Origin of the sequence: Desulforadius tongensis (assembly GCF_016907915.1) — a bacterium.
GTDB lineage: Bacteria > Bacillota > Desulfotomaculia > Desulfotomaculales > Desulfohalotomaculaceae > Desulforadius > Desulforadius tongensis.
Genome location: NZ_JAFBCW010000009.1, coordinates 17878 through 41895 on the forward strand (window position 1 = coordinate 17878; position 24018 = coordinate 41895).

Here is a 24018-nt window from a genome sequence, read left to right on the forward strand (position 1 = left end):
ACGGTACAACATAAAAACATGAAAAATTTACTAACGCACTGGTTAATTGTATGATGCATAGAACCTCAAAAATGATAAATTAATAAATTTTTTTGATAAAAATTACTTCCATTTTGTGGAACATTATATCTATATGCAACGTACACTAAAAAAAATGCCCCACTACCTTAAAAATCTACGGCAGCAAGGCACTGTTTTACCGACATCTTAAGTTGCAGAGGTGAGTATTTTGAAGCAGAAAAAACATTTTCGCCAAAAGCGTAAGCAATCCAAACTAAAAAAACGCCAGAAGTTTCTGCAAGGTGACTTAAATAAAACTATAGCGTCATTACTTAAGGATCACCCTTGTAAAAATGATCCCCTGCTTGCAGAACGCTGGCGCTTGTGGATGTATTTACGCCGCTTGTATCACAGCCTCGATGTGGCCTTTGAAAGAGAACTAAAAAGTTTTGTACTGACACCAGCCCAGTTTACCGCCCTTTTAACCATAATTACCATCAAAAAACTTTCTATGAGTGATTTGGCTGAACTATGCTTATGGAACCGGTCCACCGCCAGCCGCATCACCCATTCCCTGCAAAAGAAAAAATTAATCACCATATCCCCTGTGGACGGTAAGACATCAGCTTTAAAAGCCACCGCCAAGGGGCAAAAGTTAGCCGCCCTTTATATGGCCAAGGAAGCGGAATTATTTAAACACAGCCTGATGATCATTACCGGCGAGGCACTGGAAAATAATGATGTTTATGAATGGTTAAAAAACTCCGTTATACATTTAATTGGAAAAGAGGTTATCGAATATGTGGAAACCATTTACCGGCATATTAAATCGGCCAGTTCACCAGGGCAACCTCTTCAAGCTCCGGTTTGCTGTCCCGACCCATCAGATTCATAACTGCTTCCCGGGCTGAAAAGCCTTTAAACAGCACATTATACGTTTGCTCTGTAATGGGCATTTCCACTTCATGCACGGCGGCCAATTTTTTGGCCGCCTTGGTGGTACGCACTCCTTCCACCACCATGCGCACACTTTTTACCGCCTCTTCCAAAGACTTTCCTCTTCCTATCTCTATACCGGCCCTGCGGTTGCGGCTGTGCATACTGGTACAGGTAACAATCAAATCACCTACCCCGGTCAATCCGGCAAATGTAAGGGGTGATGCCCCCATAGCTTTACCCAGTCGTGTCATTTCAGCCAGTCCCCTGGTCATTAAAGCAGCTTTGGTATTATCTCCAAATCCCAAACCATCGGCAATACCCGTACCCAAAGCGATAATATTCTTTAACGAACCACCCAGTTCAACACCCACCACATCAGTATTTGTGTAAACCCGCATACTATCGGACATAAATAACCCCTGTACATATTCGGCACGCTTTATATCCCATGATGCCGCCACCAATGCGGTGGGAATATCCCTGCCCACTTCTTCTGCATGACTGGGTCCGGAAAGGGTCACATACCTGCTTTTCTCCCGGGAACCGGTTTCTTCCACAAATACCTCCGACATCCGTTTTAAACTGTTTTCTTCAATTCCCTTAGCTGCGTTTATCACTGTGGAATCTTTGGCTAAAAATGGTAAAGTGTTTTTTAAAACTTCCCGAAAAGTGTGGGAGGGCACACCATAAAGAACTACCCTGCTGCCGGAAACCGCCTCTTCCAGATCGGTAGTACACCTTACATTATCAGGTATGGTTACCCCAGGAAGGTATTTTTTATTTTCCCTGTTATTATTAATTTCATCAACTGCAAGGGTATTACGCCCCCACATTTTTACATAATGCCCATTTTTTGCCAGCTGTATTGAAAGGGCAGTTGCCCAGCTGCCCGCACCAACCACTGCAATAGTTTCTCCCATTGACATTTCCTCCCAGTAATTAAAACTTTTTCTGGCCAATTTTAAATTCAGTGCCGGTAATTAATCTTTTGATGTTGGACCGATGTTTATATATGGCAAAGGCTGCCACAGCAGCTGCAAATACTATATAGGGCCGCTCCATATGCAGCAGGTAAAAGGATACCGGTATGGATACAGCTGCCGTCATGGAAGCCACAGAAACGTACCGGGTTAAAATCACCGCACTGGCAAACAACACCAAACCAACCAAACCAGACAAAGGCGAAATAGTGAATATAATACCGGCCCCGGTGGCAATTATCTTGCCTCCCCTGAATTTAAGGAACAGCGGGTAGCTGTGTCCCAAAAGCGCTCCCACCGCAGCAGCCAGTTCAGCACCGGTACCGCCAAAATACCGGGCTATCAATACGGCTGCGGCACCTTTAGCCATATCAATCAAAAGGACTACCAAACCCGGAGCTGCTCCTAAAGTGCGCCAAACATTGGTGGCACCAATATTACCACTGCCATATTGTCTAATGTCTATCCCTTTCCAGCATCGGGCCAGCAGGTAACCGGTCGGTACGGAACCCAACAAATATCCAATTATTAAGGAAATAATAATATTATATTGAAACACGGGCTTTCTCCACCTAAAAAATTATTCCTTTTCACGCTTGCGTAAAATAAACCTGATCGGTGTCCCTTCAAAACCATATGCAGAACGGAAAAAGTTTTCTAAATAACGTTTATACGAAAAATGCATTAACCCGGGATCATTAACAAACAGTATAAATGTTGGCGGCGCCACACCTCCTTGAATAGCATAAAGTATCTTCAGTCTCTTACCCTTATCCGACGGGGGCGGGTTTTGCTGCACCGCTTCCCGTACCAGTTTGTTTAGGCTGCTGGTGGCCAGACGGAAGTTATGTTTTTCTGCCACAAAGTCCACCAGTTCCAATATTTTGTTTACCCTTTTCTTGGTCAGTGCTGATATATATATAGTAGGCGCATACTGGATGAAACCAAGTTCTTCCCGGATATCCTCGTTATACCGCAGCATAGTTTTATCATCTTTTTCGATTAAATCCCACTTATTAATCACTATAATAATTGCTTTGCCCTTTTCTTCGGCATAACCGGCAATGCGTTTATCCTGCTCGGTAACTCCTTCGGTGGCATCAATAACCATCAGCACCACATCCGACCGGTCCACCGCCCGCAGCGACCGGATAACACTGTATCGCTCGGCAGCCAGTTCAATTTTTTTTCTTCGCCGCATACCGGCAGTATCAATTAATATATAATGTTTGCCATCCCTCTCTATATGGGTATCTATGGCATCCCGGGTGGTACCCGGTATGTCACTGACAATAACCCTTTCTTCTCCCAGTATGGCATTGACCAGTGTAGATTTACCCACATTGGGCCTGCCAATGACCGCAATTTTAACGGTATCGGGATGATATTCATCTTCTTCAACCTTCGGCAGCAGTTCCACCACTTTATCCAGCAGATCCCCCGTGTTTAAGCCTTCTGCTGCAGATACCGGTATCGGTTCGCCCAGTCCCAGCTCATAAAAATCATAAAAAGGTATTTTACTGGCATCAAAGGTTTCTACTTTGTTGACCACCAGTATCACCGGCTTTTTACTGCGCCGCAAAACCGATGCCACTTCTTTGTCTGTAGGGTGCACCCCAGCCCGGCCATCAACTACAAATAATATTACATCAGCCTCATCAATAGCCAGCTCAGCCTGGTGTCTAATCTGAGCTGTAAATTGATCAATGTCTTTAAATTCTAACCCACCGGTATCTATCAATGTAAATTCAACATTGTTCCATTCGGCATCAAAGTACAACCTGTCCCTGGTTATTCCGGGTTCATCTTCCACAATAGCCACCCGACCCTGGACTATGCGGTTAAATAATGTAGATTTACCCACATTGGGACGTCCTACAATAGCCACAATGGGTTTGGGCATCAAAGTTCACGCCCTTTCTATTAAGTAAGTTTTTAATTAAAGTTTAAACGCATTTTTAAAAAATTAATCTTTCACCAGTGTTTCTACCAGCTCCAAGGGGTCATTAACAGGCTGTATCGGAACCCCCAATTTGTTAGAAAGTTCATCCAGCGTAATATCGTCTAAAAACACATCTCCTTCTTGATCTTTAAGCATTACCGCTGGGATAATTATTTTATCACCTAAATCCTTACCTGGCAATTGCTGTAACAGGTCGCTACCGGTTATCAGGCCGGCTACTGTTACTGATTCCCCGAAAAACCTGTTGGAAATTTTATAAAGGTTCACTTTCAGCCCCTTTATTTTATTCAATCTTTTTACCACCGGTTCAATAATTGTATATGCCAGGCTGCCGGTTACCAATGCCACTTTTTTAGGCGGGCTTATTTCTTGAGGTAATTTTTGTTCTGCTTCTGCCCACTGGTCCAGGAATATCCTGGTCAATCCAATACCGTTCTCTATTTGCGGGTAGTCGGCATAACGTTCATCAGGCGGTATGGGCCTGCCGGACATAATGTAAAATTCATCGGAAGCAAATACAAATGGATAATTAAACCTGGCTATAAAATTATCCTGCCAATTTTCAATTTGCTGTACAATTTTTCCGGCCTCTTTCGGTGTAAACCGCCTCAGTCCAGCTAATCCTTCCCGGTACTTGGTAAGCCCCACCGGTACCACCGCCAGTGAACGCACCTGGGGATATAAATCTACCAGGTCGTGAACTGTACGGCTTAATTCTTCCCCATCATTTATCTCCGGACACAGTACCACCTGGGTGTGCATTTCTATACCCGCTTCAGCCAAAGTTTCCAACTGGTACATAATGTTAGCCGCCCGGGGATTAGACATCATTTTCCGGCGCAGCTGGGGATTAGTGGTATGTACCGATATGTACAGCGGGCTTAAGCGCTGATTGATAATCCGCTGTAGTTCTTCCTCTCTTACGTTGGTAAGGGTAACAAAGTTGCCATGCAAAAATGAATGCCGGTAGTCGTCATCCTTTACATACAACGATTTACGCATACCGGGAGCCATTTGGTCTACAAAGCAAAAAAGGCATTTGTTTTGACACCGTTTAATACGTCCCAGGGTTTCGGTGCCAAAATCCAGCCCCAAGTCTTCATCAAAATCCTTTTCTATTTCCATTAACCACTCTTCACCGTCGGAATTAATTAATTTAACAACTAATTCTTCATCACTGGTGAGAAAGCGGTAATCAATAATATCTCGTACTAACTGGCCGTTTATTTCTATTATTTTATCTCCGGGTTCTATTCCTAATTCATCACCAATGCTGCCGGGAACAATGCCAGTAACTGTTAAACCGTTAATAGGCATATTGACCTCCAAATAACGTACTGCATAAATTATCTAATACCCGCAAATTTTAGTCAAGCCTAGTGCTCAACAATTATCATTACACCGTTTTCTAATTCATGCACCATACCATCGGCTATATTGGCCAGGGTGCCGGCCATTTTATCCCTTTGTTCGTCATCCTGGGCATAAAAAATGGGTACGCCACCGTTCACAGTTTCTTTGTCAGTGGCAACTGCCGCAAAGATCCTTTTTTTAGTCATTGAAAACCACACCCTACTTTTACATTTTACTAGTCTGCGGCGGCACGTCCTGCCTTGGTCGCCAGGGGTTTTCTAAACGCCGTTTCCAGCACCGGAGTACGTCTTACCGATTCTATCAAAGCCTGCATATCCTTTTCCACCGGCATCACGTACAGGGCAACTTTACCGGTATCCGGATCTTTACGCAGGATAGGTGTAAAATCAGGAATATCGATATCTTTCTTACTGCCCAATATTACACTAACGGTATGGGCTATTACGTTTCGCTGGCCCATATCGTGAATTGTAGCCCTGGCATTGTCATCCTTGGGGTGAATCATTACTGCCAAGCCGTCCTGCAGGATTTTTTTCCGCCTGTCTTTCAAACCGACGTTAAAAATGGCTATATCATCCACCCAAAGTGTGGCCCCTTCAAAACGCAGCTTGGCCGGCCTTACTTCACATATATCTCCCAAGGTTTTACCGCTCATAAATATCCGGCTTATTATCATCATAATTGTTCCCACCACTATACCCAGCAGCCAGCCAACGGGACTGTTCATGCCCAGCTGGGTGGCGAGGGCTGTTATAAAAGCGGTACTCATCACCAGGTAGTTCCGTCCCTCAAAGGTTCTGGCAATACCTTCAATATAGTCTTTACCCCGCTGAACCAGCTCTGACTCTTCCAGGCTTTCCAGCGTCCTGCGCTCCTGGTTGCGTATCTCGGAAAACTGCTGGGCTGCCAGGGCCAAAAAGGTAAATGCCGTATACTCCTTGTCCATCAGTGCGGGAACCGCCACTGCACCAAGGGCAGAGGCCACAAACCCCAGAGACAAATGTACTATATACCCATGGGGATAACCGGGATACTGGTGATAATCAACACGCAGCAGGACTATCCTGGTAAGGGTGCCGGTAAGGGTACCAACAATTATTACCAATAGATAGTCCTGCAGTTCCATAAGCTATTCCTCCTTGTATGGTATGACCAGCGGAGTTAATTCCAGCCGGTAATTTTTATTTGAAAAGTATTGATCTACCTGTCTTCAGTTTCTTTTTCCTCTTTTCTTTTGGCGGGGGATAATTCTTTCTCGCTTGATGTTTTTTTGCTACCCACCATTTTTCGTACTGGGGCCATGAAACTGGTCATTTCTTTACCCAAACCGCCCAGTTTTTCAGCGGCACCCTTCAAACTGCCGGTGCTCATTAAAAGAAAGGCCCCGCCTCCCACCAGTAGAGCACCAATTATCCAGGCCAAAGTTGTCCATCCTGTGCTGCCTGCATCACGGCTGACCTCCGTGCCGGGTCCACCGACAGCACCGCTCAGCCCCAATACCACAGGTACCGCATCAGCTAACAGAGCAATCCCATCTTCTGCCTTTTCCCGTTTGTTGGTGTGGGTGCCCACCTCAATGAGCATTGCAGTGGACAACAGGTCCTGGTTATAGTTACCCCTTCCTACAAAAATTTCTTTAACCAATTTAGGATGCTTCTGATTGGTATATGCCATCACCCTTTTAGCAAAGTCTTTATTGGATTGCATTTTAGGATTTTGCTTGCCCACCACCAGCCGCAGCTGGGTTACCTCTTTATTGCCAATTTGTCTTCTGTAGTAATTAGCATCCGGTATGCCGTCCCGGTGAATATCAAATATGGCAATGGGGTTTCTTTTCATCTGCTCGGTGGCAGTACGCCGGGAACGCATGTAGGCATTGTTGTCGTGGGGATCATGCTTGTTTTCACTGTATATTACCTTAACTCCTCTTTTTTCCAGTTCTTGAGCAAACCTTTTGCCCACATTTAATATTCCCCCTCTAAAGGGTTTAGACTCCGAACCATCTGTAGGTACGTAAGATTCATCTGTATGGGTTTGGTAAATGGCAACGGGCCGGTTTTGGAGCTTATTGGCGGTCACAGGTACCTCTTTAAGATTATTAAAATAATCCACCCAGGCCAGGTAATCCTTATCCATCCCCAGCATTTTGGCGGTGGCCCTGCCGCCGTCCACCTTACTTATTCTAAAACGCCGGCCGTCATTCTTAATTATTTCATCACCGCTATCAACAAACCGGCACATCTTAGAAACCAAGTTTCCCTTTTCATCATAAATTTCTACGGTATTACCCACAATGTGATTCACCTTGTCGCTGCTTATTACAGCAGAAGGACTCCATACAGGCCGGGTAGTTACAGCAAAATCCGTTACTGCCATGGCCAGCAGTACCACACCCAATGCCAGCATAGCCGCTGCCAGGTGAGTTCTAAATTTATTCTTCATTATTCTTTCCTCCTTTTTTCTGCCGTGTCTCTGGTTACGTTCAATCCACCGGCAAGTTCTGTAAAATCTATGCCTTTATCATGCTCATTTTCTTCTCCCCCGGTAAAGGGCATGGTATCATCAACTTCAATATCCGCCGCTTCCATGGCCGGGGCCGGTTTTGGCTCAGCTCCAGCCTTTTCATCGTGCCTATTAATTTCAGGCTTTTTTAAACCGGCCAAAAGTTCATCCGGCCGACCCTCGGTGGCCGGACCGCCCTGCAGTCGTTCCCTTAATTCGCCAAATATTTCAGCCAGTAAAACCGCCACAATACCGGACAATACAGTTACGTCAAATGCTCCAGCCCCACCTATGGCCACTGTACCGCCGGTGGCACCGCTGCGTACCAACCATACAAAATGAAACACGTCCACCAGCACTACACCCAAAGTGGCGGCAATAAATGCCGAACGGCGGGAACGGCCGGCCAGGTACCCGGTGATACCAGCAACCAGCGGGTATAAATAAAGGGAGTCAATTACACCAAATCGTCCCGCCGGCTCCGGCAAACCTCTCATCACCAGTGAACCAACATAGTAAACAACCAAACCGGTAACCACGGTGGCCACTATTGCCCGCACCCACTCCTTGCGAGTACCCGCCTTGGACAGCAGGTATATGGCCAGTGCCACCGGTATTATGCCGCCTCCCACGTTAATGGAGGCTCTGATGTTGCCCAAGGGCAGGGGAATGGTTATAAAGCTGCCTATAATGAGGGCTACAATAATACCCAAGGCTGCTTTATCGCTAAGCCTCATTCGATCCAGCACCCGGTGAGCCAATCCAAAATAAATTAAAAAGGAAACAACTATTAATGCAATTAGACCAAAGGGAAATTGTGTCATAAACCTGCCTCCTTAAGCAAAATTAACATTTTTACACTTGTATACTACCCAGAAACAAGATATCTTTATTCGTAAAGTTCACCCTCTGCCGGCCCAAATGCGCCCTGGAGCACGGGGGTTTTTATTTATCTGTTAATCTTTATTTTTTTTTGTGCCGGCTGTTTTTTCCGGTTTGCGGGCCGGTTGTTTAGCCGCTGCCACAATTGCCCGGTGAATAACAAAATACAGGCCATTTAACAAGCGCTGTACTGCCGGGTGTTTACTATATTCAATTACATACCCGGCTGCCCGCCGGTTAATTTTTTCCACTGCTGCAGCAAGCCTTTGCAGTGCTGATTTTACCTCCGGTGAAGATAATTTTTCTTTCACCCAGGCAGCAGCGGTTTCCAGTGTTTCTTCCAGGCTGCCGTTGTTAATCAATAGAAATACTCCTACCAACAATACCGTTATCACTATTAACCAGCCGGCAGCGGCCCAACCGTTTTTACCGTGCTGCTCCATCGGCCCCGCTGCAGTCGTTCTGCTCTTAGCTGTTAATCCCAATACAACCGGCACAGCATCTGCTAAAAGCGCAACACCTACTTTAGCTTCCTCCAGGGTATTGGTATAGGTGCCCGCTTCCAGTATTATAGCTGTGGAAAGCAGGTCTTGATTATAATTACCCCTGCCCAAATAAATATCTTTAATAATTCCGGGGTGCAGCTGATTGGCATAGGCCATTAACCGTTTGGCAAAATCTAAATTGGCAGAGATTTTGGGGTTTTGTTTACCTATCACCAGGCGCACTTTAGCCACCGGACGGCCGTCGATTATCGCCCTGTATTTACCAGCATTTGGAACACCATCGCGATGAATATCAAACAAAGCCACCGGGTTGTTCTTTATTAATCCCACAGCGGTACGCCTGGAACGAACGTAGGCGTTACTATCATGGGGATCGTGGGGAGTTTTATAATACAGTACATTAACTCCCTTGTTCCTCAATGAATCCGCAAACTGCTGCCCCACTTGGTAAATATCTCCTTCAGCCGGTTCCTGGGCTGCACCGCTGGTTGGCTTGTATGATTCATCCGTATGGGTATGGTAAATACCCACCGGTCTTTTGTACCAATTTTCTGCTGCAGCCTTAACAGACATATTTTTAAAATACTGCATCCACTGGAGGTAATTTTTATCATACCCCAACAATTTTACAGCAGCCGTATTTTCTCGAACTTTAATTACCCGGTAATGTCTGCCGTCAGGTAAAATAACCTCATCACCGAAATACACCCGGCGGGATACTTCTGTAATTACTCTTCCTTGGTCATCCCGCAGCACAAAACAGCACCCCACCAGATGAGTATTGTCTGCAGTGAAAATCCCGGTAACAGCGGAAGAATACCCTTCCCCTGCTAACCCAAATAAAAATGTTATGCAAACCAGTATTGCTGCTGCCACCGTGCAAAACCTTTTATTCATTCCGGCCTCCTGGTGTCTGACATCACTGGTATTTTGTCCTCTTTGAAAAACAATCATGTAAAAGAACAGCAGCGCCTAAGGCGCTTAAAAATCATTCGCAATTTTCAAACATCGCTTCCTAAACAAAAAACCCGGCATGTATGCCGGATTAGGTTTAAACCGCTCTATTTATTTACTACTATACGTAGATTTTCAATTTGTTTTGGTATTTCTTCTTCAACTACCTCGCGCAGCTTAGTAAATATATGATCAGGTACTTCACGCATAAAACTATTCATTTCACCAAGTTCCCGTTTTAGTTCCGCTTGACCTTGTTCTAATCTATCCAACCGGCCATCCATATCATCCAGCCGGCCGCCCATGGCACCCAACCGGCCATCCATATCATCCAGCCGGCCGCCCATGGCACCCAACCGGCCATCCATATCATCCAGCCGGCCGCCCACGGCATCCAACCGGCCATCTACACCATCCAGCCGGCTCTCCACTCCATCCAGCCGGCTGCCCATGGCATCCAACCGGCCATCCATATCATCCAGCCGGCTGCCCATGGCATCCAACCGGCCATCTACACCATCCAGCCGGCTCTCCACGTTACCCAACCGGCTGTCCACTCCATCCAGCCGGCTCTCCACGTTACCCAACCGGCTGTCCACTCCATCCAGCCGGCTCTCCACGTTACCCAACCGGCTGTCCACTCCATCCAGCCGGCCGCCCACGGCATCCAACCGGCCATCCATATCATCCAGCCGGCCGCCCATGGCATCCAACCGGCCATCCATATCATCCAGCCGGCTGCCCATGGCATCCAACCGGCCATCCATGTCATCCAGCCGGCCGCCCACGGCATCCAACCGGCCATCCATATCATCCAGCCGGCCGCCCATGGCATCCAACCGGCCATCCATATCATCCAGCCGGCTGCCCATGGCATCCAACCGGCCATCCATGTCATCCAGCCGGCCGCCCACGGCATCCAACCGGCCATCCATGTCATCCAGCCGGCCGCCCATGTCATCCAGCCGGCCGCCCATGGCATCCAACCGGCTGTCCACTCCATCCAGCCGGCTCTCCACGTTACCCAACCGGCTGTCCACTCCGCCCAGCCGGTTATCAATGCTGTCTAACTGTTGATTAACCTTATTTAGTTCCCCAAGTATTTGTTTTAAGAGTTTTTCTTCCATTATCAATAGCTCACCCCGTATTTATCCCATTCAATCCCCCCGTGGGAATTAGCCGGGTGATGGTTTATCATTTTTTACGGGTTTTTTAAGAAGTGGCTGTAAACATTGGTAAGTAAAGCGGCGATTTTGTTGATCGGACTGTTCTTTGGATGGATATGATCTAAACTTGAAGGCCTTGTACGTGAATTACATCTTAATTTGACTGCATCCGTAACAGTATTATACAACTTAAAGCTGCATATTGAAAGTATATTTACTGTATTTCAAAATTCATTGGAACTTTGCCCGGTGTCTTTACATACCCGGTTTTTGACTAACTTTAACAGTTATCTTTATACTAAAAAAATGGCACGCTGAACGTGCCATTTTTTTACCTTTTTATCTGTTCTTTTCCAGCATTTCGGTTAATTCCTTGGGCATTACTTCGGCTAAACTTACACCGCCACCGGTATCTGCTTCAACAACAGTTTCCTGCTGTTCCCGGGGTTCCGGTTTGCCTGCCTGCTTCTTGGGTTTAGAGCGTTCCTTTTTAGCCTCACGATTAACCTCCCGGATAGAAAGGCGAATACGTTTCTCTTCCCGGTCAACCGAAAGTACTTTAACGTTAATTTCATCCCCTTCAGACACAACATCTTCCGGTTTTTCCACATGTTCTTCAGCCAGGTGTGAAATGTGCACCAGACCTTCCACTCCAGGCTCTAGCTGTACAAAGGCACCAAATGGAGCAAGACGCACAACTTTAGCCGGCACAACACTGCCGATTTCATATTTCTCTTCCACATTATCCCAGGGGTTGGGTAACAGCTGCTTCAAGCCCAGGGAAACCTTTTGATTTTCTTTATCTATCTTTAACACCTTAACTTCTACTTCATCGCCTACATTAACCACCTCAGAGGGGTGCTTAATGCGGTACCAGGCCATTTCAGAAATATGCAGCAGGCCGTCAACACCGCCAATGTCAATAAAGGCACCAAAATCAGTTAAACGGCGAACTACACCCTTAACGGTTTGACCTTCTTCCAAAGTTTGGAACAATTCTTCACGAGCTTTTTCAGCTTCTTCTTCCAGTACCACTTTGCGGGATAAAATCACCTTTCTGCGGTTTTTGTTCATTTCAATAATTTTAGCCTTTATGGTTTGATTTAAATATTGGGATAAATCTTCCACATAACCAATCTCTACCAATGATGCGGGTAAAAATGCACGTATGCCCACATCTACCAAAAGACCGCCTTTAACCACTTCGCGCACTACACCTTCAATAACGGTGCCGTTGTTCATAGCTTCTTCCAAGCTGTCCCAGTTCTTTTCAATGTCAGCACGTACTTTAGATAACAGGGTTCTGCCTTCGTCGTCTTCAGCCTTTAACACCACTACATCTATTTCATCTCCAACCTTCACCACTTCTTGAGGGTTGGTGTTATAGCTGCTTAATTCCTTCAGGGGTATAACTCCCTCAGATTTAGCTCCAACGTCAACCAGAACCTCATCTTGATTTACTTGAACCACTGTACCTCTCACCGTTTCACCCTGGTGCAGGGTTTTTACCTCTACTGCTTCCCTCATGCCCTCTTCTTGCATTTCCATAGTTTCACCTAACTCCTTCATCCTACATTTTACCTCCTCAATAACCCAGCTGGGTGTAGATGCACCCGCCGTTAATCCAGCACGTTCAACCCCAGCAAACCAATCGGCCTTTAGTTCTGCGGCAGTTTCTACCTGGTAGGTGGGCGTACCTGCAGCGCTACAGAGCTTAGTTAATTTGCCAGTATTGGCGCTATTAACTCCGCCCACCACTATCATTACATCCACTTTTTGAGCCAATTCCAGGGCTGCTTTTTGGCGCTCTCCAGTGGCACGACAGATAGTATTGCCAGCCTCTACTTTAAAGCCCTTGTTTTGCAGGGCTTGAACTACCTCATTATAGATTTCCACCGGTTGTGTGGTCTGGGCAACCACAGCCACCCGGTTAAAACCGGAAATTTTTTCAGCCTCAGCAGCACTATCCACAACAATGGCGCTGCCCCCGGTCCAACCAACAATACCTTTTACCTCCGGGTGTTCTTTATCTCCCACCACCACCACTTGATATCCCTCAGCGGTATAATCCCGGGCCAACTCTTGTGCTTTACGAACAAAGGGACAGGTTGCGTCTATCACCGTGTGACCGTACTCATCAGCTGCTTTCAGCACTTCCGGGCCTACCCCGTGAGATCTTATAATCAAATTGCCGGGAGGAATATCTCGAAAGTTTGTTATCGCTTGAATCCCTTCACTGGCAAGTTTCTCCACCACCTGGCGGTTATGAATGATCGGCCCCAGCGTATAAATCGGGCCGGACTTTTCGTTGGCAGTCTGCCGGGCCATATCAATTGCCCGCTCAACTCCAAAGCAAAAACCCGCCTTTGGAGCCACAAGCACTTCCAAATACAATCACCTCTAAAAAGGTACTTTTAAAACAGAGCACCTGTACTCACTTATTTGATATCGCCTTTAACAGGTTTCATCAGGCGTGCAATTTCACTCATAATTTTACAGCTGTATCTCTCCAAGTCCCGGCGGCTTGGTTTATTTCCAGCATACCGGGGTAATAGAATGGGCTCGCCAACAGTCAGCTTTAGCTTTTCACAAATGCCCTTGGCCCCGCAGATGCCTATGGGCACAACGGGTACATTATTTTTAAAAGCCAGCATTGCGGCACCTAAATGGGGCTTTTGCAGTTCACCGCTGGAACTGCGCGTTCCTTCGGGAAAAATTCCAAGCACCTGGCCCTTATTTAATAATTCAGCAGCCTTACGCAGGGCGGCACGATCCATCCTGCTGCGCTGAACAGGAAAAGCTTTCAACGCTCGAATCACAGTACCAAAAACCGGTATTTTAAACAGTTCCGCCTTGGCCATATAGTGAACAGGACGGTTTAACGCACAACCCACAGCTACCGGATCCCAATAACTGGAATGGTTAGAAACCACTATTAAACCGCCTTGGCTGGGTATGTTGTCCAAACCCGTTACTTCCCAACGGCGCAGGATTAACAATACCACCCTCATAACAATCCTGGCCAGGTTATAAAACATTAATTAAACCTCCAAAAAGTTTTAACCACAGTTTACCCCAAAACTGTCATTTACAATCACTTACATTTTCAATATGCTGCACCATCTGCTCTACAACTTGATTGATTGTTAATCCAGTGGTATCTATAATTATTGCCTCTTCAGCCGGAACAAGGGGATCGGTCTCGCGATTTTGGTCTATATAATCCCGTTGGGAAATTTCAGCCATTAATGTTTCCAACGGAACATGATAACCTTTCTGCTTTAAATCCCGCTGGCGCCGCCGGGCCCGTTCTTCAATGGAGGCTGTTAAAAAAAACTTGGCTTGGGCGTCCGGCAGCACCCTGGTACCGATATCCCGGCCATCCATTACCACTCCACCGGAAGCAGCCATGCTCTGCTGCTGGCGCACCATGTTTTTCCTTACTTCCGGTATCCTGGCCACCAGGGAAACACGCTGGGATACTTCCGGCTGTCGTATTTTACCGGTTACATCCTCCCCATCTATGAAAACCCTATAATTCTGATTATCGGTAATTAATTTTATCATCACTTCGGATGAAAGCTCTGCCAGGGCAGCAGTGTCGTTAAAGTCGTAATTCAACTGCAGGGCCTTCCATGTTAACGCCCGGTACATGCTGCCCGTATCTATATACAGTAAGCCCAGCTTATCAGCTAAGAGCTTTGCCACTGTACTTTTGCCGGCACCAGCCGGGCCGTCAATGGCAACATTAAGCTTGCTCATACAATACCTCGCTAACTACAAGATGCTATAATATTCAAATACCTATAGTATTCAAATAAGTATTCAAATACCTTAAGTTGTTTCGACACACCGCAGCAAATTCCTCTTTTTCGCTGGTAAAATCTTTTGAACGTCCTGAAAAATGTTATATTACTAAGCCCAGCAGCTGCTCACTGAAAAACGTTCACTCCCGCAAGTGGCTGCCGGGGCTTTTCATTCCCTGCATAGGGGGTAATATAAAAAAGCCTGAAGAAAAAATGTCTTCAGGCGTATTATTCTACTATAATTGATTTTAATACGTTTTCAAACCCAGGAAATGATATATTGATAATTTCTGCATCCTGTACCACTGTTTTCCCAGAGGCCGCCAGGCCGGCCACTGCCATGGCCATACCGATGCGGTGGTCGCCATGACTTGTGCAAACCGTCCCGGTAAGGGGTTTGCCTCCTTCAATAATCATACCATCGGGCTGTTCCTCTATCTTCACACCAAATTTGGCCAGCTCACCGGCCACCGCTGCTATACGATCCGTTTCTTTCACCCGCAGTTCAGCGGCATCTCTGAAAATCGTCTTTCCCTGGGCCACCGCCGCTGCCACCGCCAGCACCGGTATTTCATCTATTAAACGGGGTATGATATCGCCATCTATAACTGTACCCTTCAGCATGCCGCCCCGCACCCGCACATCTCCCACAGGTTCCCCGCTTTCCAAACCACGGTTGGTAATGTCTATACGGGCTCCCATGTTTTGCAGCACTTCCAATATACCATTCCGGGTGGGGTTTAATCCCACGCCTTCAATGGTTACGTCGGAACCGGGCACAATGGCCGCCGCCACCAGGAAAAAGGCCGCTGAAGAAATATCACCGGGAACGGTAAGTTTCTGTCCCGTTAGTTCGGGCTGTCCCTGTACAGCAGCCGTACAGCCATCCACTTCCACCCGGGCACCAAAGAGCTGCAGCATGCGTTCAGTGTGATCCCTGGATTTAACCGGCTCTTCAACCACTGTTTTGCCACCGGCAAATAACCCGGCCATCAGTATTGATGATTTAAGTTGGGCACTGGCCACCGGAGTTTTATAATGAATAGCTTTAAGTTTACCGCCCCGAACCGCCAGGGGAAGCAGGGTACCCTGCTTCCGGCCGGCAAAACCAGCCCCCATTTGGGCCAGCGGGGTGGTAACTCGCCCCATGGGGCGGCGGCGCAGTGATTGATCCCCGGTAAGAACACTAAAAAAGGGCTGACCGGCCAAAATACCTAAAAGCAGGCGGGCAGTAGTGCCGGAATTACCGCAGTCCAACACGTCTTCCGGCTCTTTAAGCCCCTGCAGCCCCCCGCCCTGCACTGTAATCACACCGTTATTTTCGGAAATATCCACACCCATGGCTTTAAAACACTTTATGGTGGAAAGGCAGTCTTCCCCCATTAAATAATTTGATATTTCCGTTTTACCCCTGGCCAGCGCGCCAAGCATCACCGCCCGGTGAGAAATGGACTTATCACCGGGCACACTAATCCTTCCCCTTAAACTTCTGCATTGTTTTACAGTTAATTCCATTTTGCCCCCCGGTTCTATCAATTTACTGTTAACTAGCGGACATGGACTTGGTATCCCTCACCCGCTAACAACTTTTCCGCCTTTTTTTGTTCCTCCTCTGTGGCAAAAGCCAGGCGGATGGTACCCCCCTGCCCTTCTCGTACCCGTAGTATTTCCAGATCGGTAATGTTTACTCCATTCTCCCCCAGCAGTGAGGAAAAATGAGCGATGATTCCCGGTTGATCCGGAACGCTTAACAGCACCTCAAACAGCTGCGGCAGGTATCCCTTGCTGCGGGCAGGAAGCGATAAACGGGTTTCCCTGGCCTGCTCCAACCTCTGCTGCAGCCCAGCACCGTTATCATCCCGTATCAACTGTTCATACTCCTCCAGCACCGCCCGGAAACAGTTAATTACCTCCAGCACCCGGCGGCGATTGCATTGAAATATATCTCTCCACATCACCGGGCTGCTGGCGGCAATCCTGGTGGTATCACGAAAACCGCCGGCCGCCAGGGGGATTATATCTGTATATCCCGGCATATCCCTTAACGTGTTCACCAGCGCGGTGGCCACCAGGTGAGGAAGATGGCTGATTACCGCCACGTTATGATCATGAAGTTCCGGTGACATTTCCACCACCCGCGCTCCCATTGACTCCACTAAACAGCGCACGGCTTTTAACGCCGCCCCGTTGGTTTTTGTCGTCGGAGTTAACAGGTAATAGGCATTCTCAAATAAATAGGGGTCGGCTCCTCTCATCCCCATCACTTCAGACCCGGTCATGGGATGACCGCCCACAAAATACACTTCAGGGGGAAGAACTCTCTCTGCCAGTGCAGTTATTCTTTCCTTAGTGCTCCCTACATCCGTCACTATGGTGTTTTCTTTTAACTGCCCGGCCAGCTGACATATTAATTTTTCGGTGGTCAGTACAGGAGTGGCCAAAACCACCAAATCCGCCCCTGCTATTCCCCGGGAAAGAGAATTTTCCCCTTTGTGAATTGCTCCGGCCGATAGAGCCAATTCAATATTTTCAGGATTGGTGTCCACCCCGACAACTTCACTTACCAGCCGGCGGTGATTAAGGGCCAGGCCAAAGGAACCGCCAATTAACCCAACCCCTACAATAACAACCCGCTTAAAAAACATTTTAAATTTCCTCCATCTCCCTGCCCACGGCCCAGGCAATAACTCGCAGTTCCGCCATCAGCGCTTTAAAATTTTGCGGCGTCAATGACTGCTTACCATCACAAAGCGCCTCCGGCGGATTAGGGTGCACCTCAATCAACAAACCGTCAGCCCCGGCAGCCACCGCGGCCCTGGACATATCACCTACAAAACGCCAATTGCCGATGGCATGACTGGGATCAACAATTACCGGCAGGTGAGAAAGATACTTAATTACCGGTACCGCCGTTAAATCCAAAGTGTTGCGGGTATATGATTCAAAACTTTTAATTCCCCGCTCGCACAAAATAACATTGGAATTTCCCCCGGCCAAAATGTATTCAGCAGCCATCAACCATTCTTCCACCGTGGCAGAGGGAGCCCGCTTCAGCAATACAGGTTTGCCCACCTTGGCCACCTGACGCAGCAGGAAAAAATTTTGCATGTTGCGGGCACCAATTTGCAGTATGTCGGCATATTCACTTACCAACGGCAGGGTACTGGTATCCATAACCTCCGTTACCACCGGCAGGCCGGTGATTTCCCTGACCTCGGCCAGCAGTTTCAGTCCTTTTTCTTCTAAACCTTGAAATGAATACGGGGATGTGCGGGGCTTATAAGCACCGCCGCGCAGGATTGTGGCCCCACCCGCTTTCACCTGTTCCGCTGCTTCTAAAAGCTGTTCCCGGCTTTCCACCGCGCAGGGACCGGCCATCACTTGAATATGATCGCCGCCTATTTCAAGGTTACCCACCCTAACAACGGTATCTTCCTCTTTAAATACCCTGGAAGCCAGCTTAAAGGGATGCATGATGGGAACCACTTTTTCCACACCGGGCATTGCTTCCAGCGCAATATCATTTATCTGGGTACGATCCCCAACGGCACCAATGATGGTGCGCTCCACCCCTTTGGATAAATGCACTCGAAAACCCGCTTGTTCCAATTTATCAATCACCAGCTGAATATCTTCCTGGCCGGCGCAATGATTCATAATAACTATCACTGCAAGCCCCTCCTCTGAGCGTTATGGAATTTTACAAGTTATTATCACCCCATTAAACACAAAAAACGCCCTCAGAGGAGCGCAAAAGAACAAATAAGCATATTAATCCCTCCCCTACCATACTACCGTACTTCCCTGTTCAAAAACACCTTTTAAAAGGTAAACCATCCTACGCTACTATAATACCACAGCATTTATCAACGGGCAATAATAAATTAACAAAACATTCTCAGGCCCATAAATAAAGTATTTGTAACAGCAGATGTATTGTTATACAATGTAAACTAGAAAAATTTGTATAGGAGTTGGTCTTATTGAGTGTTATCGCCGGTAAAATAGAAAAGTTTTTATCCGGAGCATCATGGATACGCAAAATGTTTGAAGAAGGTGACCGTCTGCGTAAAATTCACGGGGCGGATAAAGTATATGACTTTACCCTGGGCAACCCGGTAAACGAACCGCCGGAGAAGTTTCACCGAGAACTAAAAAAACTGGCTGACAGCCCCATCCCCGGCATGCACAGGTACATGAGCAACGCCGGGTACCCGGAAACCCGCCAGGCAGTGGCCGAAATACTTTCTGAAAGCAGCGGTCTGAACGTTACCCTAAAACACGTGGTAATGACAGTGGGCGCCGGCGGTGGTTTAAATGTAGTGCTGAAATCCATTTTAAACCCCGGCGACGAAGTCATTGTTTTAGCCCCCTACTTCGTAGAGTACAAATTTTATATCGACAATCACAGCGGGGTAGCCAGGGAAGTAAGTACCGATGAAAACTTTCTTCCCGATATAGAAGCCATTTCCAGTGCCGTGAACCAAAAAACCAGGGCCATCATCATTAATTCACCCAATAACCCCACCGGTGTGGTATACCCGCCGGCCGTACTCTCTGAACTGGATAAACTGGTTTCTGAAAAATCCCGGCAGTACGGGCGCCCAATATATGTAATTTCCGATGAGCCCTATGCCAAAATTGCTTACGACGTTCAGGTACCCTGTGTATTTAAATACATTAACAATGCCGTTATCGTTACCTCCCACAGCAAAGACCTGGCCCTGCCCGGCGAACGAATCGGTTACGTGGCAGCAAACCCCAACATAGATAATGTGGATCTGTTAATTGAAGCGCTGGTATTCTGCAACCGCACCCTGGGTTTTGTAAATGCCCCGGCCCTGATGCAGCGTTTAGTTGCCAATTTGCAGAAAGAAAGCGTAAATATCGAAGAATACCGTGCAAAACGCGATTTACTGTACAACAATCTCACCCAGTTGGGATTTGAAATGGTTAAACCCCAGGGGGCTTTCTACCTGTTTCCCAAATCACCGCTGGATGATGATGTGGAGTTTGCCCGGCTGGCCTTAAAACACAACATTTTAGTAGTACCGGGCGCAGGATTCGGCAAGCGGGGATACTTCCGCCTGGCTTACTGCATCGATAAAAAGGTAATAGAAAACTCTTTACCCGCCTGGAAAGCACTGGCCAGTGAACTAAAATTAAAGAAATAACCGCCCCCAAAGTACAGCTACCGGCCGGTTATAAAACCTTACTTAATAAAGCCCATATTGTGGAGCAGTTTCATTCCCACAATATGGGCTGTTCCAGCTGAAGTACCTTCCCCAGTTCAACAGCCGCTCACTTAAAAGCACCCGCTCCTGCTGGTTTTCACTGCCCGGCGCGCCATTCGGGCACTGGAAACTACTCCAATCACCGAAGCAATCATCTGCAGCTTTCATCAAAGATACTAGGTATATTTTCTAATATTTAACAAAAAACATAGTATAATAATATAGTATAATATTGTAATGTCGTTTAAATCTCAGTAACAAGGAGTGGTAATAAATGCATGACAGGTTAGTTAAAGAAGTAATGGTTCCCATCAACGAATACTCCACTATTAACATGAACGCCACCATTGGAGAAGCAATTAAAATTTTAAAGAAAACCTTCAAAAAAGAAGCTAACGATATACTTACCGGTCACAGGTCAATCATTGTGCTGGACAACAAAAAAGATATAGTGGGAATTCTCACCCTTAGATCACTGCTTAAAGCCATAGAAATGGAAGCCAATAAAAATAGTCCTTTATCAACCATCGCTTCTTGGGCTTTATTTTTCACCAAAAACAAAATTGGACAGCATGTGCATATACAGGTTAAAGACATTATGAGAAGTGTTGATATCGCTTACGTGTACGAAAACGAAACCATCACTAAAGCAGTGCACATGATTTTAAGCAAGCAGGTTAACTCATTACCGGTACTGGAAAAACCAGAAGCATCGGAGTTAACCATGGGTGAATACCCCTTAAATTACAATAAAGTGGTGGGCATTATCAGAACAATTGACATATTTAACATCATCGGCGACATACTGGAACTGGATAATGACAAAATAATAACCTTTCCTTCCAAATCCGTTTAACAACCAAAGTAGGGCTCAATAATGAACCCTACTCCGGTCTAAAGCATGATCAATTGCTCTCACCATCTTTAGAAGCACCGCCAACTCCCGCGGCGTAATAGACTGCTGACCATCGGACAGCGCTTTCCCGGGGTTGGGGTGTACTTCAATCATCAGCCCGTCTGCTCCGGCAGCTGCTGCCGCTTTAGCTGCGGGAGCAACCAGTTCCCTTCGGCCGGTGGCATGGCTGGGATCAACTATCACCGGCAGGTGAGACAAGTTTTTCACCGCCCCCACCGCTGCCACATCCAGCGTGTTCCTGGTATAGGTTTCAAAGGTACGGATTCCCCGTTCACACAGTATAACCTGCTGGTTTCCTTCTGCTAAAATATATTCCGCCGCCAGCAGCCATTCTTCAATGGTGGCCGATAAACCGCGCTTCAACATCACCGGTTTATCCATCTGCCCCACTTCCCGCAGCAGGGTATAATTTTGCATGTTTCTGCTGCCGATCTGAATGATGTCCGCGTAACGATATACCAGTTCACCGTCGCGCACATCCATAAGTTCAGTAACCACGGGCAGACCGGTACAGCGGCCCGCTTCGTTCAGTATGCGCAGCCCTTCTTCCCCCAACCCCTGAAAGGAATAAGGGGAAGTACGGGGTTTAAAGGCACCACCGCGCAGTACATGTACACCCATATCTTTTAATACCGGGGCCAGCTCCAGCATCATTTCCCGGTTCTCCACCGCACAGGGGCCGGCAATAATCAAAGTGTTACCACCGCCCACGGCAGCGGTTCCTAAATGTATAACGGTATCCTCTTTTTTGTATTCGCGACTTGCCAGCTGAAATGACGGCAAAACAAAACACCTCCTAACCGGACAGGGCAGACTTAAAATCAGCCACCAATCCGGCCACCATACTAACCGCGTTATCAGAATTATTTTCAATTATCTTTACCAGCACACTGCCTGCGATAACAGCATCACAATGTCTTGCTATCTGAGCTGCCTGGGCAGGAGCAGACACACCAAAACCAATTCCCACCGGCAGTGAAGTAACTTGGCGTACCCTGCTAGTTAAATTCGCTATTTGATTATTAGTTTCCTCCCTAACACCGGTAACCCCGGTAACAGAAACACAGTAAATAAACCCTCTGGAAAAGCGGGCAATCTTTTTCAGCCTGGCTTCCGTAGTGGTTGGTGCCACCAGTTGAATTAAATACAAACCTTTCTCCAGCGCCCGGCTGAACAGAGGAGGGCATTCCTCAACCGGCAGATCAGGTACAATCACTCCATCCACCCCCGCCTCAACCGCATGCTGTACAAAATTATCCAAGCCGTACTGCAGGATGGGGTTATAGTAGGACATCAGTACCAGCGGTACCTGCTCCGTCTTACGAATTATTGTCACTGCCTCTAATATTTTAGCCAGTGTTGTACCCCGCTCCAGCGAGCGCTGAACAGCCTTTTGAATTACCGGCCCGTCTGCCAGGGGTTCAGAGTAAGGAACTCCCAGTTCAATGATATCCGCCCCGGCACCGGTCATGGCCCGCACCAGTTCCACCGTAGTGCCAAGATCTGGATCCCCCGCAGTAACAAAGGGAATAAAAGCCTTTTGCCCATTTTCTTTTAAATTTGCAAAACAGTTATCTATCCTATTCATTATACCTTCGCCCCCACCATTTTGGCCATTGTATTTACATCTTTATCTCCCCGCCCAGACAGGTTAACAATGATAATTGATTCCGGCGGAAGCTGCGGCGCCAGTTTTACCGCCTCTGCCAGGGCGTGAGCACTTTCCAGCGCCGGAATAATGCCATCGGTGCGGCACAGAAGCTGAAAGGCCTTTACCGCTTCCCCGTCTTCGGCAGAAGTATAAACGACCCGGTTAATATCTTTTAGATAGCTGTGTTCAGGTCCCACACCGGGGTAGTCTAACCCGGCAGATATGGAATGTACCGGCAGCACCTGACCGTGCTCATCCTGCAAAACATAGCTGTAGCTTCCCTGCAGCACGCCGGGTTTTCCCCGGGAAAGGGTGGCACAATGCCGCCCGCTTTCCAGGCCGTGCCCGGCAGCCTCCACACCAATCAGTTTAACTTCTTTATCCTGCAAAAAAGGATAAAATATACCCATGGCATTGCTGCCCCCGCCAACACAGGCAATTACATAATCCGGCAGTCTCCCGGTGTGCTCTAAAATTTGCTCCCTGGCTTCAATACCAATCACCGCTTGAAAATCACGCACCATTTCCGGGTAAGGGTGGGGACCGGCCACCGAGCCAATGCAGTAATAAGTATTTTCCACATTGGTTACCCAGTCACGAATGGCTTCATTCATGGCATCTTTTAATGTACGGCTGCCGCTTTTTACAGTAATCACTTCCGCCCCCAGCAGCCTCATCCGAAAAACATTCAGCGCCTGCCGGTGAACATCCTCTTCTCCCATATAAACGCTGCATTGAAATCCAAACAGTGCCGCCGCGGTGGCAGTGGCCACCCCGTGCTGGCCTGCCCCGGTTTCCGCAATCACTCTTGTTTTGCCCATCCGCCCGGCCAACAGCAGCTGGCCAATGGTATTATTTATTTTATGGGCCCCGGTGTGATTGAGGTCTTCCCGTTTAAGATAGATTTGCGCTCCACCGCAGTGCCTGGTTAAGCCGCAAGCAAAATACAGCGGTGATGGGCGGCCCACATATTGATGCAAATAGTACTTAAACCGGTGATTAAACTCCTTATCTTTTTTAGCCAATCGATAACTTTCGCTTAACTCTTCCAGGGCGGGCATTAATGTTTCCGGCACAAAACGCCCGCCGTAATCTCCAAAATATCCGCGCTCATCGGGTATGGACATCATTTATATTAACTCCTT

22 protein-coding genes are annotated in these 24018 nt (G+C 47.3%); 3 read left to right on the forward strand and 19 right to left on the reverse strand.

Features of this window, described 5'->3' with window-relative positions; all coding sequences use genetic code 11:
* Positions 1-229: 229 nt before the first annotated feature.
* Complete coding sequence (locus JOC37_RS04955; RefSeq protein ID WP_204616758.1) at positions 230-895, forward strand: MarR family winged helix-turn-helix transcriptional regulator; 666 nt, start codon at positions 230-232, stop codon at positions 893-895.
* Here the strand turns inward: JOC37_RS04955 and JOC37_RS04960 are convergent.
* From JOC37_RS04960 to aroF (JOC37_RS05035), 16 genes are all read right to left on the reverse strand, one after another.
* Positions 825-1859, reverse strand: a complete 1035-nt coding sequence (locus tag JOC37_RS04960; RefSeq protein WP_204616760.1) for an NAD(P)H-dependent glycerol-3-phosphate dehydrogenase — start codon at positions 1857-1859, stop codon at positions 825-827. The two genes, JOC37_RS04955 and JOC37_RS04960, sit on opposite strands and share 71 nt — an antisense overlap.
* Positions 1860-1878: 19 nt before the next feature.
* Positions 1879-2478, reverse strand: a complete 600-nt coding sequence (plsY, locus tag JOC37_RS04965) for a glycerol-3-phosphate 1-O-acyltransferase PlsY (protein WP_204616762.1) — start codon at positions 2476-2478, stop codon at positions 1879-1881.
* A gap of 21 nt (positions 2479-2499) precedes the next feature.
* On the reverse strand, positions 2500-3822 hold the full coding sequence (gene der, locus JOC37_RS04970; RefSeq protein ID WP_204616764.1) for a ribosome biogenesis GTPase Der: 1323 nt from the start codon (positions 3820-3822) through the stop codon (positions 2500-2502).
* 63 nt (positions 3823-3885) lie between these two features.
* Positions 3886-5199 carry a DUF512 domain-containing protein gene (locus JOC37_RS04975; protein ID WP_204616765.1) on the reverse strand — a complete coding sequence of 438 codons (1314 nt, stop codon included), beginning with the start codon at positions 5197-5199 and terminating at the stop codon, positions 3886-3888.
* Between the two features lie 59 nt (positions 5200-5258).
* Entirely contained in the window at positions 5259-5441 is a 183-nt protein-coding gene (locus JOC37_RS04980; RefSeq protein WP_204616767.1) for a capping complex subunit for YIEGIA, read from the reverse strand.
* 29 nt (positions 5442-5470) lie between these two features.
* Positions 5471-6376: a YIEGIA family protein gene (locus JOC37_RS04985; protein ID WP_420797278.1), complete on the reverse strand. Its 906-nt coding sequence runs from the start codon at positions 6374-6376 to the stop codon at positions 5471-5473.
* An 80-nt stretch (positions 6377-6456) separates the two neighbouring features.
* Positions 6457-7698 (reverse strand): stage II sporulation protein P, encoded by a 1242-nt coding sequence (gene spoIIP / locus JOC37_RS04990; RefSeq protein WP_204616771.1) that lies wholly within the window; start codon positions 7696-7698, stop codon positions 6457-6459.
* Positions 7698-8582 (reverse strand): DUF1614 domain-containing protein, encoded by an 885-nt coding sequence (locus JOC37_RS04995; RefSeq protein ID WP_204616772.1) that lies wholly within the window; start codon positions 8580-8582, stop codon positions 7698-7700. The genes spoIIP (JOC37_RS04990) and JOC37_RS04995 overlap by 1 nt, the downstream gene beginning before the upstream one ends.
* Positions 8583-8714: 132 nt before the next feature.
* Positions 8715-10043, reverse strand: coding sequence for a stage II sporulation protein P (spoIIP, locus tag JOC37_RS05000; protein ID WP_204616774.1), 1329 nt, complete (start codon positions 10041-10043; stop codon positions 8715-8717).
* A gap of 164 nt (positions 10044-10207) precedes the next feature.
* Positions 10208-11227 (reverse strand): coiled-coil domain-containing protein, encoded by a 1020-nt coding sequence (locus JOC37_RS05005; RefSeq protein WP_204616776.1) that lies wholly within the window; start codon positions 11225-11227, stop codon positions 10208-10210.
* A 378-nt stretch (positions 11228-11605) separates the two neighbouring features.
* Positions 11606-13654, reverse strand: coding sequence for a bifunctional 4-hydroxy-3-methylbut-2-enyl diphosphate reductase/30S ribosomal protein S1 (locus tag JOC37_RS05010; RefSeq protein WP_204616778.1), 2049 nt, complete (start codon positions 13652-13654; stop codon positions 11606-11608).
* A 50-nt stretch (positions 13655-13704) separates the two neighbouring features.
* A complete protein-coding gene (locus tag JOC37_RS05015; protein ID WP_204616780.1) occupies positions 13705-14304 on the reverse strand; it encodes a lysophospholipid acyltransferase family protein in 600 nt (199 codons plus the stop codon).
* A gap of 46 nt (positions 14305-14350) precedes the next feature.
* Positions 14351-15028 carry a (d)CMP kinase gene (gene cmk / locus JOC37_RS05020; protein ID WP_204616781.1) on the reverse strand — a complete coding sequence of 226 codons (678 nt, stop codon included), beginning with the start codon at positions 15026-15028 and terminating at the stop codon, positions 14351-14353.
* A 272-nt stretch (positions 15029-15300) separates the two neighbouring features.
* Positions 15301-16587 carry a 3-phosphoshikimate 1-carboxyvinyltransferase gene (gene aroA, locus JOC37_RS05025; protein WP_204616783.1) on the reverse strand — a complete coding sequence of 429 codons (1287 nt, stop codon included), beginning with the start codon at positions 16585-16587 and terminating at the stop codon, positions 15301-15303.
* Positions 16588-16619: 32 nt separating this feature from the next.
* Positions 16620-17717, reverse strand: coding sequence for a prephenate dehydrogenase (locus JOC37_RS05030; RefSeq protein WP_204616785.1), 1098 nt, complete (start codon positions 17715-17717; stop codon positions 16620-16622).
* A 1-nt stretch (position 17718) separates the two neighbouring features.
* Positions 17719-18741 (reverse strand): 3-deoxy-7-phosphoheptulonate synthase, encoded by a 1023-nt coding sequence (gene aroF, locus JOC37_RS05035; protein WP_204616787.1) that lies wholly within the window; start codon positions 18739-18741, stop codon positions 17719-17721.
* Between the two features lie 314 nt (positions 18742-19055).
* Between aroF (JOC37_RS05035) and JOC37_RS05040 the strand changes: the two genes are divergently transcribed.
* Positions 19056-20246: a pyridoxal phosphate-dependent aminotransferase gene (locus JOC37_RS05040; protein ID WP_204616789.1), complete on the forward strand. Its 1191-nt coding sequence runs from the start codon at positions 19056-19058 to the stop codon at positions 20244-20246.
* A 334-nt stretch (positions 20247-20580) separates the two neighbouring features.
* A complete protein-coding gene (locus JOC37_RS05045; RefSeq protein WP_204616791.1) occupies positions 20581-21162 on the forward strand; it encodes a CBS domain-containing protein in 582 nt (193 codons plus the stop codon).
* Between the two features lie 15 nt (positions 21163-21177).
* Here JOC37_RS05045 and aroF (JOC37_RS05050) read toward each other — a convergent pair whose 3' ends face one another.
* The 3 genes from aroF (JOC37_RS05050) to trpB are packed head-to-tail and all read right to left on the reverse strand — an operon-like array spanning position 21178 to position 24000.
* On the reverse strand, positions 21178-22005 hold the full coding sequence (aroF, locus tag JOC37_RS05050; protein WP_204616793.1) for a 3-deoxy-7-phosphoheptulonate synthase: 828 nt from the start codon (positions 22003-22005) through the stop codon (positions 21178-21180).
* A 13-nt stretch (positions 22006-22018) separates the two neighbouring features.
* The gene (trpA, locus tag JOC37_RS05055) at positions 22019-22810 is read right to left on the reverse strand and encodes a tryptophan synthase subunit alpha (RefSeq protein ID WP_204616795.1); all 792 of its coding nucleotides are present in this window, start codon (positions 22808-22810) and stop codon (positions 22019-22021) included.
* Entirely contained in the window at positions 22810-24000 is a 1191-nt protein-coding gene (gene trpB / locus JOC37_RS05060) for a tryptophan synthase subunit beta (RefSeq protein WP_204616880.1), read from the reverse strand. The genes trpA and trpB overlap by 1 nt, the downstream gene beginning before the upstream one ends.
* Positions 24001-24018: the final 18 nt, after the last annotated feature.